Annotated in this window: 9 protein-coding genes; 5 read left to right on the top strand and 4 right to left on the bottom strand. The window is 66.4% G+C overall.

Annotated features, from left to right (window positions below):
- Positions 1-2 precede the first annotated feature (2 nt).
- Positions 3-1418 carry a heavy metal sensor histidine kinase gene (locus M3I54_RS24730; protein WP_254340856.1) on the top strand — a complete coding sequence of 472 codons (1416 nt, stop codon included), beginning with the start codon at positions 3-5 and terminating at the stop codon, positions 1416-1418.
- Here M3I54_RS24730 and M3I54_RS24735 read toward each other — a convergent pair.
- Genes M3I54_RS24735 through M3I54_RS24745 form a run of 3 tightly spaced genes read right to left on the bottom strand, consistent with a single transcriptional unit; the run spans position 1393 to position 7324 of the window.
- Complete coding sequence (locus tag M3I54_RS24735) at positions 1393-2877, bottom strand: efflux transporter outer membrane subunit (RefSeq protein ID WP_254340766.1); 1485 nt, start codon at positions 2875-2877, stop codon at positions 1393-1395. The genes M3I54_RS24730 and M3I54_RS24735 overlap by 26 nt on opposite strands.
- A 12-nt stretch (positions 2878-2889) precedes the next feature.
- Positions 2890-4104 carry an efflux RND transporter periplasmic adaptor subunit gene (locus M3I54_RS24740; RefSeq protein WP_254340769.1) on the bottom strand — a complete coding sequence of 405 codons (1215 nt, stop codon included), beginning with the start codon at positions 4102-4104 and terminating at the stop codon, positions 2890-2892.
- Positions 4105-4114: 10 nt separating this feature from the next.
- Complete coding sequence (locus M3I54_RS24745) at positions 4115-7324, bottom strand: efflux RND transporter permease subunit (RefSeq protein WP_254340771.1); 3210 nt, start codon at positions 7322-7324, stop codon at positions 4115-4117.
- Between the two features lie 273 nt (positions 7325-7597).
- Here M3I54_RS24745 and M3I54_RS24750 point away from each other — a divergent pair, with 273 nt between their 5' ends.
- Both M3I54_RS24750 and M3I54_RS24755 read left to right on the top strand, forming a co-directional pair.
- A complete protein-coding gene (locus tag M3I54_RS24750; protein WP_254340773.1) occupies positions 7598-7945 on the top strand; it encodes a DUF4148 domain-containing protein in 348 nt (115 codons plus the stop codon).
- A gap of 552 nt (positions 7946-8497) precedes the next feature.
- Positions 8498-9940, top strand: coding sequence for an undecaprenyl-phosphate glucose phosphotransferase (locus M3I54_RS24755; RefSeq protein ID WP_254340775.1), 1443 nt, complete (start codon positions 8498-8500; stop codon positions 9938-9940).
- Between the two features lie 58 nt (positions 9941-9998).
- On the opposite strand, the gene M3I54_RS24760 is transcribed toward M3I54_RS24755, so the two are convergent.
- On the bottom strand, positions 9999-10823 hold the full coding sequence (locus tag M3I54_RS24760; protein WP_254340777.1) for a WecB/TagA/CpsF family glycosyltransferase: 825 nt from the start codon (positions 10821-10823) through the stop codon (positions 9999-10001).
- A gap of 308 nt (positions 10824-11131) precedes the next feature.
- Here M3I54_RS24760 and M3I54_RS24765 point away from each other — a divergent pair, with 308 nt between their 5' ends.
- Complete coding sequence (locus M3I54_RS24765; protein WP_254340785.1) at positions 11132-12850, top strand: FAD-dependent oxidoreductase; 1719 nt, start codon at positions 11132-11134, stop codon at positions 12848-12850.
- Entirely contained in the window at positions 12850-13797 is a 948-nt protein-coding gene (locus M3I54_RS24770; RefSeq protein ID WP_254340787.1) for an NAD(P)-dependent oxidoreductase, read from the top strand. Before M3I54_RS24765 ends, M3I54_RS24770 begins: the two co-directional genes overlap by 1 nt.
- Positions 13798-13844: the final 47 nt, after the last annotated feature.

Genomic DNA, 13844 nt, shown 5'->3' on the forward strand with positions numbered 1-13844 from the left:
GCATGGCTGTGCGCTCGCTCGCCACAGGCCTCGCGCTGAGTTTCGCGGGCACTACGCTCGCGGTATTCGCGCTCGTGGGCAGCACGCTCTATTTCACGCTGGACCGCGAAGTGAAGCAGCAGGACGATCTCGATATCGTGCTGATCTCGCGGCATACGCGCCGCCTCGCCCAGGAGCTGCACAACGAGCACGACGTGCGTGAACATGCGGAGCGGCTCACGAGTCAGGTGCTCGGCAATCCCGCGCTTTCCATGGAAATACTCGGCACCGGCGGCGCGCAACTGGTCGAGCACAACACGGCGGCCATTGCGGACGCGGCGTTTCCAGAAGCGGCGCTCGCACGGCGCCTCCCTCCGGCGCAACGTATTACCGAAGGCGACGTGGTGGAGTGGCGCAACGCGCGCGGTCTACCCGTGCGCGGACTTGCCACGGACGCCGCGCTTGCGGACGGCACGCCCGTCACCATTGTCATCGCGCGCGACATGACCGACCGCTGGCGGCTGCTCGACCACTATCGCGAGCGGCTCTACGGCTTCGGCCTGGCGGGCATGCTGCTCGCGTTCCTCATGAGCTGGCTGCTCGTGCGCGAGTCGCTGCGCCCGCTGCGCGAGATGGCGGCGCGTGCGGCCACGGTCACGGTGGACCGGCTCGATATGCCCATTGAAGTCGAACGCGCGCCGAGCGAACTGGAAGCGCTCACGAAATCACTCAACGCCATGCTCGACCGTTTGCACGGCGGCTTCGAACGTATGTCGCAATACACGGCGGATCTCGCGCATGACATGCGCACGCCGCTCGGCAACCTGCGCGGCGCGAACGAAGTCGCGCTCGCGCGGGAGCGCAGTACCGCCGAATACGAAGCCCTGCTCGAATCGAATCTGGAGGAATGCGAGCGACTTTCGCGCATGATCGAAAGCGTGATCTTTCTCGCGCGCGCGGAGCACCCGCAGTTCATGACGACGCTCGCGGAGTTCGACGTGCACGATGCGCTCACGCAGATTGCCGACTACTTCGAAGGTCTCGCCGACGAGGCGGGCGTGCAAATCCGCGTGCAAGGAGAGGGCCGCCTGCGTGCGGACAAGGAGCTGTTCCGGCGCGCCGTGGGCAACCTGCTCGCCAATGCGCTGCGCTACACGCCGCGCGGCGCAGAGATTACCCTGAGCGTCGAACAGACGCCAACGGCCGTCGAGGTCACGGTGGCGAATCCGGGCACGCCCATCGAAGCCGCGCTGCTGGAGCGCATTTTCGACCGCTTCTATCGCGCGGATGCGTCGCGCCACCGCGAGCCGCGCGCGGGCGCTTCGACGGGTCTGGGGCTCGCGATCGTGCGCACGATCATGACGCTGCACGGCGGCTCGGCACGCGCCGAAAGCGACGCGGTGCTCACGCGCTTCATCCTGACGTTCGCCCGCCCTTAGCGCTCAAGTTGCCCAGCGCCGCGCGGTCCCAACCGCCACCGAGCGCCTCTAGCAGATGCACGCTCGCATCGAGCCTTCTGCCCGCGACCTGCTCCTCGTTGCGTTCGTTCGAGAGCGCGATGGTCTGTGCCGTCACGACATCGAGATAGTTCACCGCGCCCGCCTGGTAGCGGTTGGTGGTGAGCTTGAGCGAGAGTTGCGCGGCGGCTGTGGCGCGCTGCTGGCTTTGGGCTTCGCTGGCCAACGTATCGAGCGCGCTCAGGTTGTCCTCGACTTGCTGAAATGCTGTCAGCACGGTTTGCCGGTAGCCGGCCACGGCCGCGTCGTATTGCGCGTTCGCGCCTTTTAGGGTGGCGTCGCGCCGGCCGCCGTCGAAGAGCGTGCCCGCCAGTTGCGAGCCGAGTGACCAAAAGAGGCTGGGCGCGCTGAGCCACGGCGCGAAGAACGTGCTTTCAAGGCCCGCCGTAGCGGAAAGCGTGAGGTCGGGGTAAAAGGCCGCATGCGCTTCGCCGATTCTCGCGTTCGCCGCCGCCACGCGCCGTTCTGCTGCCGCGATATCGGGACGCCGTTGGAGCAGCGCAGAGGGCACGCCTGCGGGGATCGGCGGCACGACGACGGGATCGACACGCGCCGGCAGACTGAACGTCGAAGCGGGCACGCCAATCATCGTGGCGATGGCGTGCTGAAGCTGCGCGCGCTGCACGTCGATGTCGCTGTCCGCCGTGCGCGCGCTTTCCAGTTGGGTTTGCGCCTGGGCGACGGCGGAGGCGTCGATCGCGCCATCGGCGAGTTGCTGCTGCACGATGCGCAGCGCGGCCGTGTAGGCGGTCACGGTGTCGTCGAGTAGCTTCATCTGGCGATCGAGCGAACGCAAATCGAAGTAGTCCGTAGCAAGCTGGCTCGTAATCGAAAGGCGTACCGATTCGAGGTCGGCTTCCGTAGCCTGCGCGTTGGCATGCGCCTCCGTGGTTGCGTCCTTTACGCGCCCAAACAAGTCGGGTTCCCAGCTCGCCGTGAGGCCCGTCGAATAATCGGGAATCGTCTTGCCCGCAAGCGAATGGTCCACGAGATTCTGCGAGGTCCGGTAACGCTGCGCCGCCACGCCCGCCGTGACGGTAGGCGCATAGCCCGCGCGTTGATAATCGATCATCGCGCGCGCGGCTTCGAGATTGGCGACGGCCTGGCGCACGCTCTGATTCGACACGTCCACGCGCGCCTCGAGCTGGTCGAGGTCGTTGTCGCCGAAGAGGGTCCACCACGGGCCGCGTGGTTTGACGTCGGCGGGCGTGGCGACCGTCCAGCCGGGCGCCGCCGCGGGTTGTGTTGCCTGTGTGGCGTAGTGCGCGGGCACGTCTAGCGGGGGCGCGCTGTAGTGCGGCAACGTGGTGCACGCCGCGAGCGAGGCTGCCGTGCAGGCGACGACGATCCGGCGCAGCGCAGGGAGAGGGCGTTCGAACATGATGAGCCTCGCTTACGCTTTCGCTTTCGTAGCCGTCGAGGGCGCTGCCACGTGCACGCTCTGGCCGCTGGCAATGGCGTCGCCGGGATTGTTGATGACGCGATCGGTCGGCGTGAGTCCGGTGGCGATTTCCACGTAGGTGCCGAAGTCGCGGCCTATGGTCACCGTGCGCAATTGCACCGTGTTCTTTGCATCCACCACCGCGACGGTCACGCCGTCCGGGCGGAACAGCAGCGCGCTCACAGGCAGTTCGAGCGCCGGGGCCGCCGCCGTGAGCGCAAGATGCACTTGCGCGTAGGCGCCGGGCATCAGCGCGCCGTCATGGTTGTCCACATCGACTTCCACGCGCAACGTGCGGCTCAGCGGATCGATCACGTTCGAGCTGCGCGCAACGCTCGCCTCGAAGCGGCGGCCCGGATATTGCTGCGTCGTCAACCAGACGGTCGTGCCCGGCGTGACGAGGCTCGCGTCGTCCTGAGGCACGTCCACGTACACGCGCAGCCGGTCGGTCTGCGAGAGATGGAACAGCTCGCCTGGCATCGTGGCGAGGCCGGGCGTGCCGCCCGCTGTGACGAGCGCGCCCACCTGCACGTTGCGCGCCGTAATGACGCCATCGAAAGGCGCCGTCACGTTCTGGTAGGAAACCAGCTCCTGCAGCCGCGCCACGTTGGCCTGCGCCGCTTGGAGCGTGGCAAGTTTCGCGGCGGCGTCGCTCGTTTTCGCCTGGGCGTCCTGCTCGGAAACCGATTGCGTCTGCAACATCGTCTGCCAGCGCTGTGCGGTGCTGCTGGCGAAGCGATAGTTGGCCTGTGCGGTGGCTTCGTCGGCGCGCGCCTGCTGGAGTTGCGCGTCGAGTTCGGGCGTGTCGATCTGCGCGAGCGTCTGGCCCGCCTTCACGTGCGCGCCGATATCCGTGTACCAATGCTGCACGTAACCGCTCGTGCGCGCATAGATCGAGGCGTCGGCCCAGGACATGACCGAGCCGGGCAGCAACAGGTCCTGCGTGGCGGGTGCGCGCGTGGGCGTGAGCGTGGAGACGATCAGCTCGCGCTGCGCCGCGACCTGCCGGGCTTGCGCCGTGCGCGCTTCGAGGCGCGGCACAATGCCCGCTGTGAGGAGCGTCGCGGCGATCGCAAGGCAGATAAGGCCGACGACGACAGCGGTGCGACCTCGCGTTGCGGTTGGCGCCGCGGCATCGCGTTCTTCGTGCGGTGTCTGCGATTTCATTCTGGAATCCTTATTCAACGTGAGTGGTTGCACTGGCTTGCGCATCGTTGCTGGTATCGCGCGCGGCGCGGCGTTGCGCGAGCCAGCCATGCACCATGCCGAACACGACCGGGACGAATACGAGCGTGGAGAGCGTGCCGATCGCGAGGCCGCCAATCACGGCGCGTCCGAGCGGCGCGTTCTGTTCGCCGCCGTCGCCGAGACCCAGCGCCATCGGCAACATGCCGATCAGCATGGCGAGCGCCGTCATGAGCACCGGGCGAAAGCGGTTGAAGCCCGCGTCGAGCGCGGCGGCGAGCGGTTCCATGCCGGCGGCAAGCGACTCGCGCGCCGTGTTGATGACGAGAATGCTGTTGGCCGTGGCGATACCCATGCAGAGGATCGTGCCCGTGAGCGCCGGCACGCTAAGCGTGGTCTGGGTGACGAACAGCATCCACGCGATGCCGGCGAGCGAGGCCGGCAGGCCGCTCACGATGATGAGCGGATCGAGCCACGACTGGAAGTTCACGACCATCAACAGGTACACAAGCGCGATGGCGAACACGAGGCCCACGGCGAGGCCGCTGAACGACGCGTTCATCGACTGCACCTGGCCGCGCATCACGATCGACGAGCCCGGCGGCAACTGCGCGCGCGCGGCGTTCACGAAGCGGTTCACGTCGGAGGCGACGCCGCCCAGGTCGCGTCCTTGTGTCGAGGCGAAGATGTCGAGCACAGGTTGCACGTTGTAGTGCGAGACCACGGCTTCCTGCGAGCTGCGCGAGACCGTGCCGAGCGTGCCAAGCTGATTCTGTGGCGCGAACGTGACGGATTGCGACGTCGTCAGCGGAATATTGGCGAGCGTTTGCAGGGAATGAATATCGTATTGCGGCACCTCGGTCACGAGCGGATAGCTCACGCCGTTCTTCGGATCGAGCCAGAAGTTGGGCGTGGTTTGCGAACTGCCCGAGAGCGCGATGAGCAGGTTCTGCGCCACGTCGTGCTGCGTGAGGCCCGCTTGCAAGGCCTTCGTGCGGTCAACATCGACGTTGATGGTGGGCTCGTCGCCGGGCTGCTGGATGCGCGCGTCGACGAGGCCGCGCACGCCGCGCATTTCATCGAGCAGGTGGTTCGCCACGACGCGATTCTGCGCGAGCTTGTTGCCGACGATCTGCACGTCGATGGGCGCGGGCAGGCCGAAGTTCAGGATCTGGCTCACGATGTCGGCGGGGAGGAACGCGAAGGTCACGCCCGGAAACGAGGCGTTGAGCACGTTGCGCAATGTCGCCACATATTGCGCGGTGGGCTTGTGCTTCGGCGCGAGCGTGATGAGGATGTCCGCGTCTTCTGGGCCGATGGGGTCCGATGAGTCGTACGTGAGGTTGATGCCGCTCACCGGCACGCCGATGTTGTCGAGCACCGCGGCCTGTTCGGCGGGCGGAATCACGCTGCGGATTTTCGCTTCGACTTCGTCGGTGAGGCGGGCCGTCTCCTCGATGCGCGTGCCGGTAGGCGCGCGCAGATGCAGGCGGATTTCGCCGGTATCGACAGCGGGAAAGAAGTCGCGGCCGGTGAACGGCACGAGCACGAGCGAGCCGAGGCACAGCGCGACCCACAGCACGACGAACCGGCGGCGCTGCGCAATCGCCGCCTGAAGCAGCGCGCGATAGCGGTTGCGCACCGCTTCGAAGCGTCGTTCGAAGCCCGCCTGAAAGCGCGTCAACATACCCGCGATGCCGCGCTTGGGTACGGCGTCAGGCTTGCGCGCGCGCAGCAGATACATGGCGAGCGTGGGAATCAGCGTGCGCGAGAAGAAGTACGACGCGCACATCGCGAACACCACGGCCTCGGCGAGCGGCACGAACAGATACCGTGCCACGCCCGAAAGCAGGAACATCGGCACGAACACGATGCAGATGGAGAGCGTCGAAACGAACGTCGGCACGGCAATTTCGCCTGAACCGTTGAGGATGGCGTCGTGCAGCGGCGCGCCGCGCTCCAGATGATGCGTGATGTTTTCGATGGCGACGGTGGCGTCGTCGACGAGTATGCCGACCGCAAGCGCGAGCCCGCCGAGCGTCATGATGTTGATGGTCTCGCCGAGCGCCGCGAGCGCGATGAGCGACGTGAGCACGGCGAGCGGAATCGTCACGGCGATGATGAGCGTGGCGCGCCAGCTGCCGAGAAAGAGCAGGATCATCGCGGCGGTGAGGCAAGCCGCAATGAGCGCTTCGCGCACCACGCCCGAGATCGCCGACTTCACGAACACGGACTGATCGGAGAGCGGCGTGATCTTGAGCGCGCTCGGCAGGCCCGCTGCGATCTTCGGCAGCATGGCCTTCACCTGCTGGATGATCGTGAGCGTCGAGGCGCTGCCGGTCTTTTCGACGGTAAGGAGTGCCGCGCGTTTGCCGTCCGCGCGCACGATGTTCGTTTGCGGCGCGTAGCCGTCGATCACATGCGCGACGTCGCGCACATACACCACGCTGCCGTTCACGGTCTTGATGGGCAGGTCGTTGAGCGCCGCCACGGTTTGCGTGCTGCCGTTCATCTCCACGTTGTATTCGCGCGAACCGATTTTCGCGGTGCCTCCGGGCAGGATGAGGTTCTGCGCGTTCACGGCGTTGACGACGTCCGCGGGCGCGAGACCCTTGGCCTGCAACGCTTTCGGATCGAGCTGCACCATGATCTGGCGGATCTTGCCGCCGTAGGGCAGCGGCACGGCCGCGCCCTGGACGGTCGCGAGCTGCGTGCGAATGAAGCTGTTGCCGAGGTCGTAAAGCGACTGCTCGGGCAAGGTCGCGCTGGAGAGGCCCAGTTGCAGCACCGGCACCGTGGAGGCGTTGTACGTGATGATGTTCGGCGGCAGCGTGCCGGGCGGCAGGACGCGCAGGATCGAAGCGGAGTTCGACGCCGCCTCGGCAATCGCGCGGTTGATGTCGGCGCCCGGATGGAAGAACACCTTCACGACCGAAACGCCATTGAGCGACTGCGATTCGATGTGCTCGATGTCATCCACGTCCGACGTCAGCGCGCGCTCGTAGTTCGAGGTGATGCGATGCGCCATGTCCTCGGCGGAGAAACCGTTGTAGGTCCAGACGATGCTGACCACCGGGATATTGATGTTCGGAAAAATGTCCGTGGGCGTGCGCATGATGGCGAGCGGCCCGAGGATGAAGAGCAGTACGGCCAGCACGATGAACGTGTAGGGCCGTCTGAGAGCCAGTTTGACGATCCACATGACGGGGTCCGGGTTGAGGCAGGAGTGGCGCAAGTATCGGGAGGGCGCGCTTACCCGGTGCTGACCTCGACATTACGGATTTGTTATCTTCGCCGCGAAGGGGTGACGGCCGCTGTGGGCGCGTTGCGCCCAGATAACGAACTCGTAATCAGGAGGTCAGCTTTGGGTCAGCGCCGTGCGACCAGAATGCAGTCAACCTTCGCGACATTGCCGAGGGCGGCTGAGGCGGCATCCCTTCCCGATGCGGCGGCCATTCATTGAGAGGTGAACATCATGAAAGCGCTCGTTTCCATATTGCTCGTTGCCTGCGCCCTGGCCGCTCCGGCTGCCGCTTTCGCACAGACTGCCAACCCCGCCAACGCGCCGGTCACGCGCGCCCAGGTGGTCGCCGATCTCGTGCGGTTGGAGCAGGCGGGGTATCGTCCTGTGGCCAAGGATGTCAACTATCCAGATGACATTCAGCACGCAGAGGCGATCGTGGCTCAGGAGCAAGCGCAAAAGACCCCGCAGGCCGCGCCGGGCAGCACGGCGGTTGGCGGCGTCGCGATGATGGGCAGCTCGGACGCGGGTGCGCCGATCGTGGCCGACGTCGGCGGGCGGTCGATTTATGCGGGCCACTGAGCGGTCGAGCGCGGCGCGGCAGCCTGGGCGATAAAGCCGGGCGCCGCCGCGCATTTCGATTCGCTTAGTCAAACGTTTGCGCGGACGTAATTTGCCCCATTCGCGCGCAAAAAATCCTTATTCTTTTTCATTAATGCCGCGAAGCTGCCCCATTAATAGCGGCGGCGTTAAATCAGCCATCTTCCCGGATCACGCAAATTCATAATGGACTGGTAAGATACGCGCGAATATGGGATGGCAGCTCTCTCCATTCCGGATTATCGGAGCGAATCTAGACCACTCGCGCCGCCGGAAAAGGAGTCCGCGCCATCAGGCCGACGGGGAGCGGCCGTCTTGCACTACGAATTGCGCTCTATGTTTAAAAAAGCGCGTACGTTCGCATTGTGTGTTTAATCGCAAGCGTTTGAGACTCGCGTTTCGCCTTTCCGGCGAATCGTCTGCCGCCGCTTGCCGCTGTTGCGCCTTGCGCAGACGGTCATTCTCCCGCGGTCTAACCCCGCCGTCATGCCAATCAGGCGTATCAAACAGTCGCACATACTGGCCGAACCCGTCATGTCCACCCAGTCGACCCACCATCACCGCCTCTTTATGGCGCTGGTCGGTGTCATCAGCGCGGCGCTCAATACGGGCGCGCTCGTCGCGCTGTTGTTGTCGCGCGGACAGACCGGCGACACGCCCTACACGCGTGCGTTGACCGGCGCGTTCGCCGCGGCCGCGTTCGTCGTGTTTGCGCGCTTTCATCTGGTTGCCAGCGCGCGTGATCTCTGGTGGATGCTGGGCCGCGGCGCATGGCGCTGGTGCCGGCTGCCGATCGCGCTCATGGTGCTGCTGTTCGTGACGCAAGGCGATAGCGGCACAGCGGACCTGCGCACGCTGGTCGCGCAATGGGCCGCCATTGCACTGCCGTTGCAACTCGCCGGCCTGGCTGTTTTGCGCGGCGTGGCCCACAGCATCAACAACGCGCCCGGCAACCTGCGCCGTGCGGTGTTCTTCGGCATGGGCAGCGAGGCGCGCAAGCTGAACCTGCGCCTGCAGCGTTCGCCGATTCTTGGCATTCACGTGGTGGGCTATTACAACGATGCGCCCGCCGTACACTGCGACGGGGAAGCGCTGCCGCCGTATCTCGGCCGCTATGAAGACGCTGCGGCGCACATCCACGCGAACAACTACGAGATCGTGTTCCTCGCGATGGGTCAGGCCGCGATGGCTCAAGCCGACGCAAGTGAAGTGAAGGACATCACGGCCGACATCGTGACGCGCCTCTACGATTCGACGGCTGCGATCTATCTCGTGCCCGAGCTGCACTACCTCGAAGACGTCGCGACGACCAGCGCGGAGCTCGCCGGCGTGCCGCTGCTCGCTCTTCACGACATTCCCATTCTGGGGCTTTCGCGCATGCTCAAGCGCGCGGTCGACATTGCCGGCGCGGCGTTCCTGCTCGCGCTGCTCTGGCCGGTCATGCTCGCGATTGCTCTGGCGATCCGGCTCGATTCGCCGGGCCCGGTGATGTTCAAGCAGCGCCGCAACGGCGAGCACGGCCGGGCGATCGTCGTGCACAAATTCCGCTCGATGCGCGTGGGGGCGCAGAACGAGAGCGATGCAGAAGAGCGGGGCGTGCGCCAGGCCCGCAGTGGCGACGACCGGATCACGGGCGTGGGGCGCTATCTGCGCCGGACTTCGCTTGACGAGTTGCCGCAGCTCTTCAACGTGCTGGGCGGTTCGATGAGTCTCGTGGGTCCGCGCCCGCACGCGGCGGAGCACAACGCAGAGTACCGGCAACTGATTTCCGGCTACATGCTGCGCCATAGCGTGAAGCCGGGCATGACGGGGTGGGCGCAGATCAACGGGCTGCGCGGCCTGACCGATACGCCCGACAAGATGCAGCGCCGCGTGGAGTACGACCGTTACTACATCACGCACTGGTCGCTATGGCTCGACCTGCAGATCCTGCTGAAGACGATCCCGTCGATCGTCTCGGGTCGCAATGCGGTTTGAAGCAAGCGCCGGGCGAGACGTGGCCGGACCTGAGCCGGCCGCGCTCGCATCGGCGGCTTTACGCCGCGCGCCGCTGCGTGCGCGCCACGCGCCAGTGACGCCACAGGATGCTGAAGAAGCGGCGGTCGTCCACGAGGTAGCGGCGCCACAGGCGCGCAGGGTCTTGTTTGATGCGCCAGCACCATTCGAGACCGCGGCGCTGCATCCACGCGGGGGCGCGTTGCTGCAGGCCGACGGCGAACTCGACGGCTGCCCCCGCGCACAGCATGAGGCCGCCCGGCAGCTTGCTGGCGTGATGCAGCGCCCAGCGTTCCTGCTTGGGCATGCCGAGGCACACGAACACAATATCGGGCGCGGCCGCGCGCACGCGCTCGGTTACCGCATCGCCCTCGGGACCGGTCGGATCGAACGTCATGGAAGGCGCGATCACCTCGACGTCGAGGCCCGGATAGTGTTGCGCGAAACCATTCAGAAGCGTGGCTTCGTGCCCCGGGCGGCCGCCGACCACCACCACTTTCCAGCCGCCCGCGTGGGCGCGCTCGCACAGTGCGGGCAACAGGTCCGAGCCGGTCACGCGTTCCGGCAGCGGCGCGCCGAACAGGTGGCTCGCCCAGACAACGGGCATGCCGTCCGCAAACAGGAAGTCGGCGGTTCGGTAAAGGCGTTGAAGATCGGGCTGTGTGTCGAGACGCACCACGTGATCGACGTTCGGCGTGACCGCCACGCGCGCCCGGCCGTCGCGCTGCAAGGCGGCGGTGCAAAGCACATCGAGCGCGGTGTCGAACGACACGGCTGCGATATTGAGTCCGAACAAGGGAATGCTCGGCTTGAATTCACCCCGTGCGGCCGCCTGAGGCGCCGCTGTTATGGAAGGCGTGCTCATGTTGTTTTTGTGACCCCGACGCGCGCACACGACGAGAGCCACGCACGGCGCCCGTTGAACCGGCGTCGTGCCACCCCGTCATGCGACGTACGTTATGTTTTTTTCTGGTCTCCTGGCTTTTGCCAAGGTGCTTTGGACTTCAGACGGAATCTTACTGCTGTGTCGGTGGGCTGCGTAACACAAGAGTGCTTTTTTAGAGACAAAAATCGGGATGCGTTTGAAATTTCTCTGGTTGCGCCGGCGGTTGCACGCGTGCGATCGGCTACTATCGCCGCGGCCCGTTTTCCCTTCCTCGTTCATGACAGACGATGATTACCGACGCCCGTGAGATTCCCGCCGGCACGACCCTACGCGCGGACCTGTGCATCGTGGGCGCCGGCGCCGCCGGCATTGCACTCGCGCTCGCGCTGGAGGAGAGCGGGCTCGACGTGATCGTGCTGGAGAGCGGCGGCGATGCGCCCGAGCCCGCAAGCCAGCAGCTATACGCGGGCACGGTGGCGAATGCGGACCTTCATCCGCCGCCGGACAACTACCGCGTGCGCCGCTTCGGCGGCTCGACCACGCTGTGGGGCGGCCGCTGCATGCCGCTCGACGCGCTCGACTTCGAGGCGCGCGATTACGTCGCGCACAGCGGCTGGCCAATTGCGTTCGCCGATGTGCTGCGCTACTACCCGCAAGCCAACGCGTTGTGTGAAGCGGGCGAATTCGCCTATACCGCCGAAGGCGCGTTTGCCGCGCCGCTGCGCCCTATGATCGGCGGCTTTGCGAGCGACGTGTTTTCGACGCACACGCTCGAGCGCTTCAGCTGCCCGACCGATTTCGGTCAGCGTTACCGGGCGCGCCTCGCGAAAGGCCGCGTGCGCGTGCTCCAGCATGCGAACCTGTGCCGTCTGCCGATGCTGGCAGGTTCGACGCGGCGTGTCGGCGCGGCCCAGGTGCGCGTACTGAACGCGATGGGCGCGACGGACGGCGCGACGTTCGAGGTGGCCGCGCGCGCTTACGTGCTCGCGACCGGCGGTCTCGAAGTGCCGCGCCTCTTGCTCAACAGCCCCGGGCCAAGCGACCAGGGACTCGGCAACGCCCATGACGCGGTGGGCCGCTATTACATGAGCCATCTCGCGGGCACGATCGGCACGATCGATCTCGCGGCGGCGCAGTCCGTGCGGCACGGCTACGAGATTTCGGAAGAGGGCATCTATTGCCGCCGCCGCCTCGCGTTGCGCCCCGAGCAGCAAGCAGCGCTGCGCGCGGGCAACTTCATTGCGCGCCTCCATCATCCGCGCATTCCGGACGCCGGGCACGGCAACGGCGTCCTCTCCGCGCTGTATCTTGCGCGCGGCATCGTGCCCTACGAATACGCGAAGCGCCTCTACGACGGCACACCCGAAGGCTATGCGGGCTCCACGCTCGCGCACTTGAACAACGTCGTTGCGGACGCACCGAACACGGCGCGTTTCCTGTGGCACTGGCTGCGGCGGCGCACGCTGGCCGCGCGCAAGGTCCCCTCGGTGATCGTGCGGCCCGCGAATCTGCGCTTCTCGCTCGACTTCCATGCGGAGCAGGAGCCCAATCCGGCGAGCCGCGTCACGCTCGGCGACGAAACCGATGCGCTCGGCCTGCGCCGCATCCATGTGGACTGGCGCTATACGCAACAGGACGTCGCGACCGTGAGCCGCGCGCTCGCCGCGCTCGCGCACGAGGTCGAGCGCGCGGGCGTTGGCCGCTTCACCTACGACCCCGCGCGGGTCGAAGCCGAAATGACGCGCTACGGCGCATATGGCGGACATCACATCGGCACAGCGCGCATGGGGCGCGACGCGCGCACGAGCGTGGTCGATGCCGACTGCCGGCTACACGAAGCGGACAACGTCTATGTGATGGGCGCCGCGGTGTTCCCGACTTCGGGCCAGGCGAATCCGACCTTGACCATCGTCGCGCTCGCACTGCGGCTTGCCGAACACCTCAAGGGCGCTGCCGATCTTGGCGCGCTGCCCGTTCCCACCGCAAACCATTCCGAACCCGCGTGATGAAAGCCCGCATTCTCGTTCTTGGCGCGACCGGCTTTGTCGGTCGCCACCTGGTGAAAGCATTACGCAGTACCGAATGGGCCGAGCCGATTGCCGCCTCGCGCAGGCAAGGGAGTGGCTTGCGCCGTCTCGATGCCGCGGACCTCACGTCGCTCGCCGCCGCGCTTGCCGACGTGGACGGCGTGGTCAACTGCGTGGCAGGTGCGCCGGCGACGATCGTCGCGAATGCGCGTGCGCTGGTTGCCGCGCTGGAGGCACGCGGTGCGCCGCTGCCCGTGGTCCACTTCAGTTCGATGGCGGTCTATGGCGCCGCCGAAGGCCGTATCGACGAAGCGGCTGCGCTCGACGCCGTGAGCCCCTATGGCCATGCGAAAGTCGAGTCGGAAGGCCTGCTTGCTCATCTGCCTGCGCTCACGATATTGCGCCCGGGTTGCATATACGGAGGCGGTAGTCCGCAGTGGTCGGCGCGCATTGCGCAACTGCTGCGCGCGCGGCGCCTGGGCGACCTTGGCGCGGCCGGCGACGGTTGCAGCAATCTCGTTCACGTCGACGACGTCGTGCAGGCGGCGCTGGCCGCGCTGCGCACGCCGGCTTCGGGCGCTCAGGCCTACAACCTGGCGATGGCGGATGCGCCGCGCTGGAACGAGTACTTCGTGGCGTACGCACGTATTTTGGGGGCGACGCCGGTGGAGCGGATCGGGGCGCGGCGTCTTGCGCTCGAAACGAAGGTGTGGGCGCCTGCGCTGAAGATTGCCGAGATCGCGGGACGGAAACTAGGCGGTGTGAAGGTGCCTCCGCCGCTGCCGCCTTCGCTCGCGCGGTTGTGGCAACAGGACATCCGGCTCGACGCGCGCCGCGCGGAAACGGCTTTTGATATTAGGTGGACGCCGTGGCGCGTCGCGCTGCAGGCCGAAGCGTTTGTGGCGGGGGCGTCGCGCGCCGGCTGAGCCGGTTGGGTTAGCCTGGGTTTCGGTTCGCCGAAGGTTCCGGCCTC

It is taken from the genome of Paraburkholderia sp. CNPSo 3274, from assembly GCF_024206475.1.
GTDB lineage: Bacteria > Pseudomonadota > Gammaproteobacteria > Burkholderiales > Burkholderiaceae > Paraburkholderia.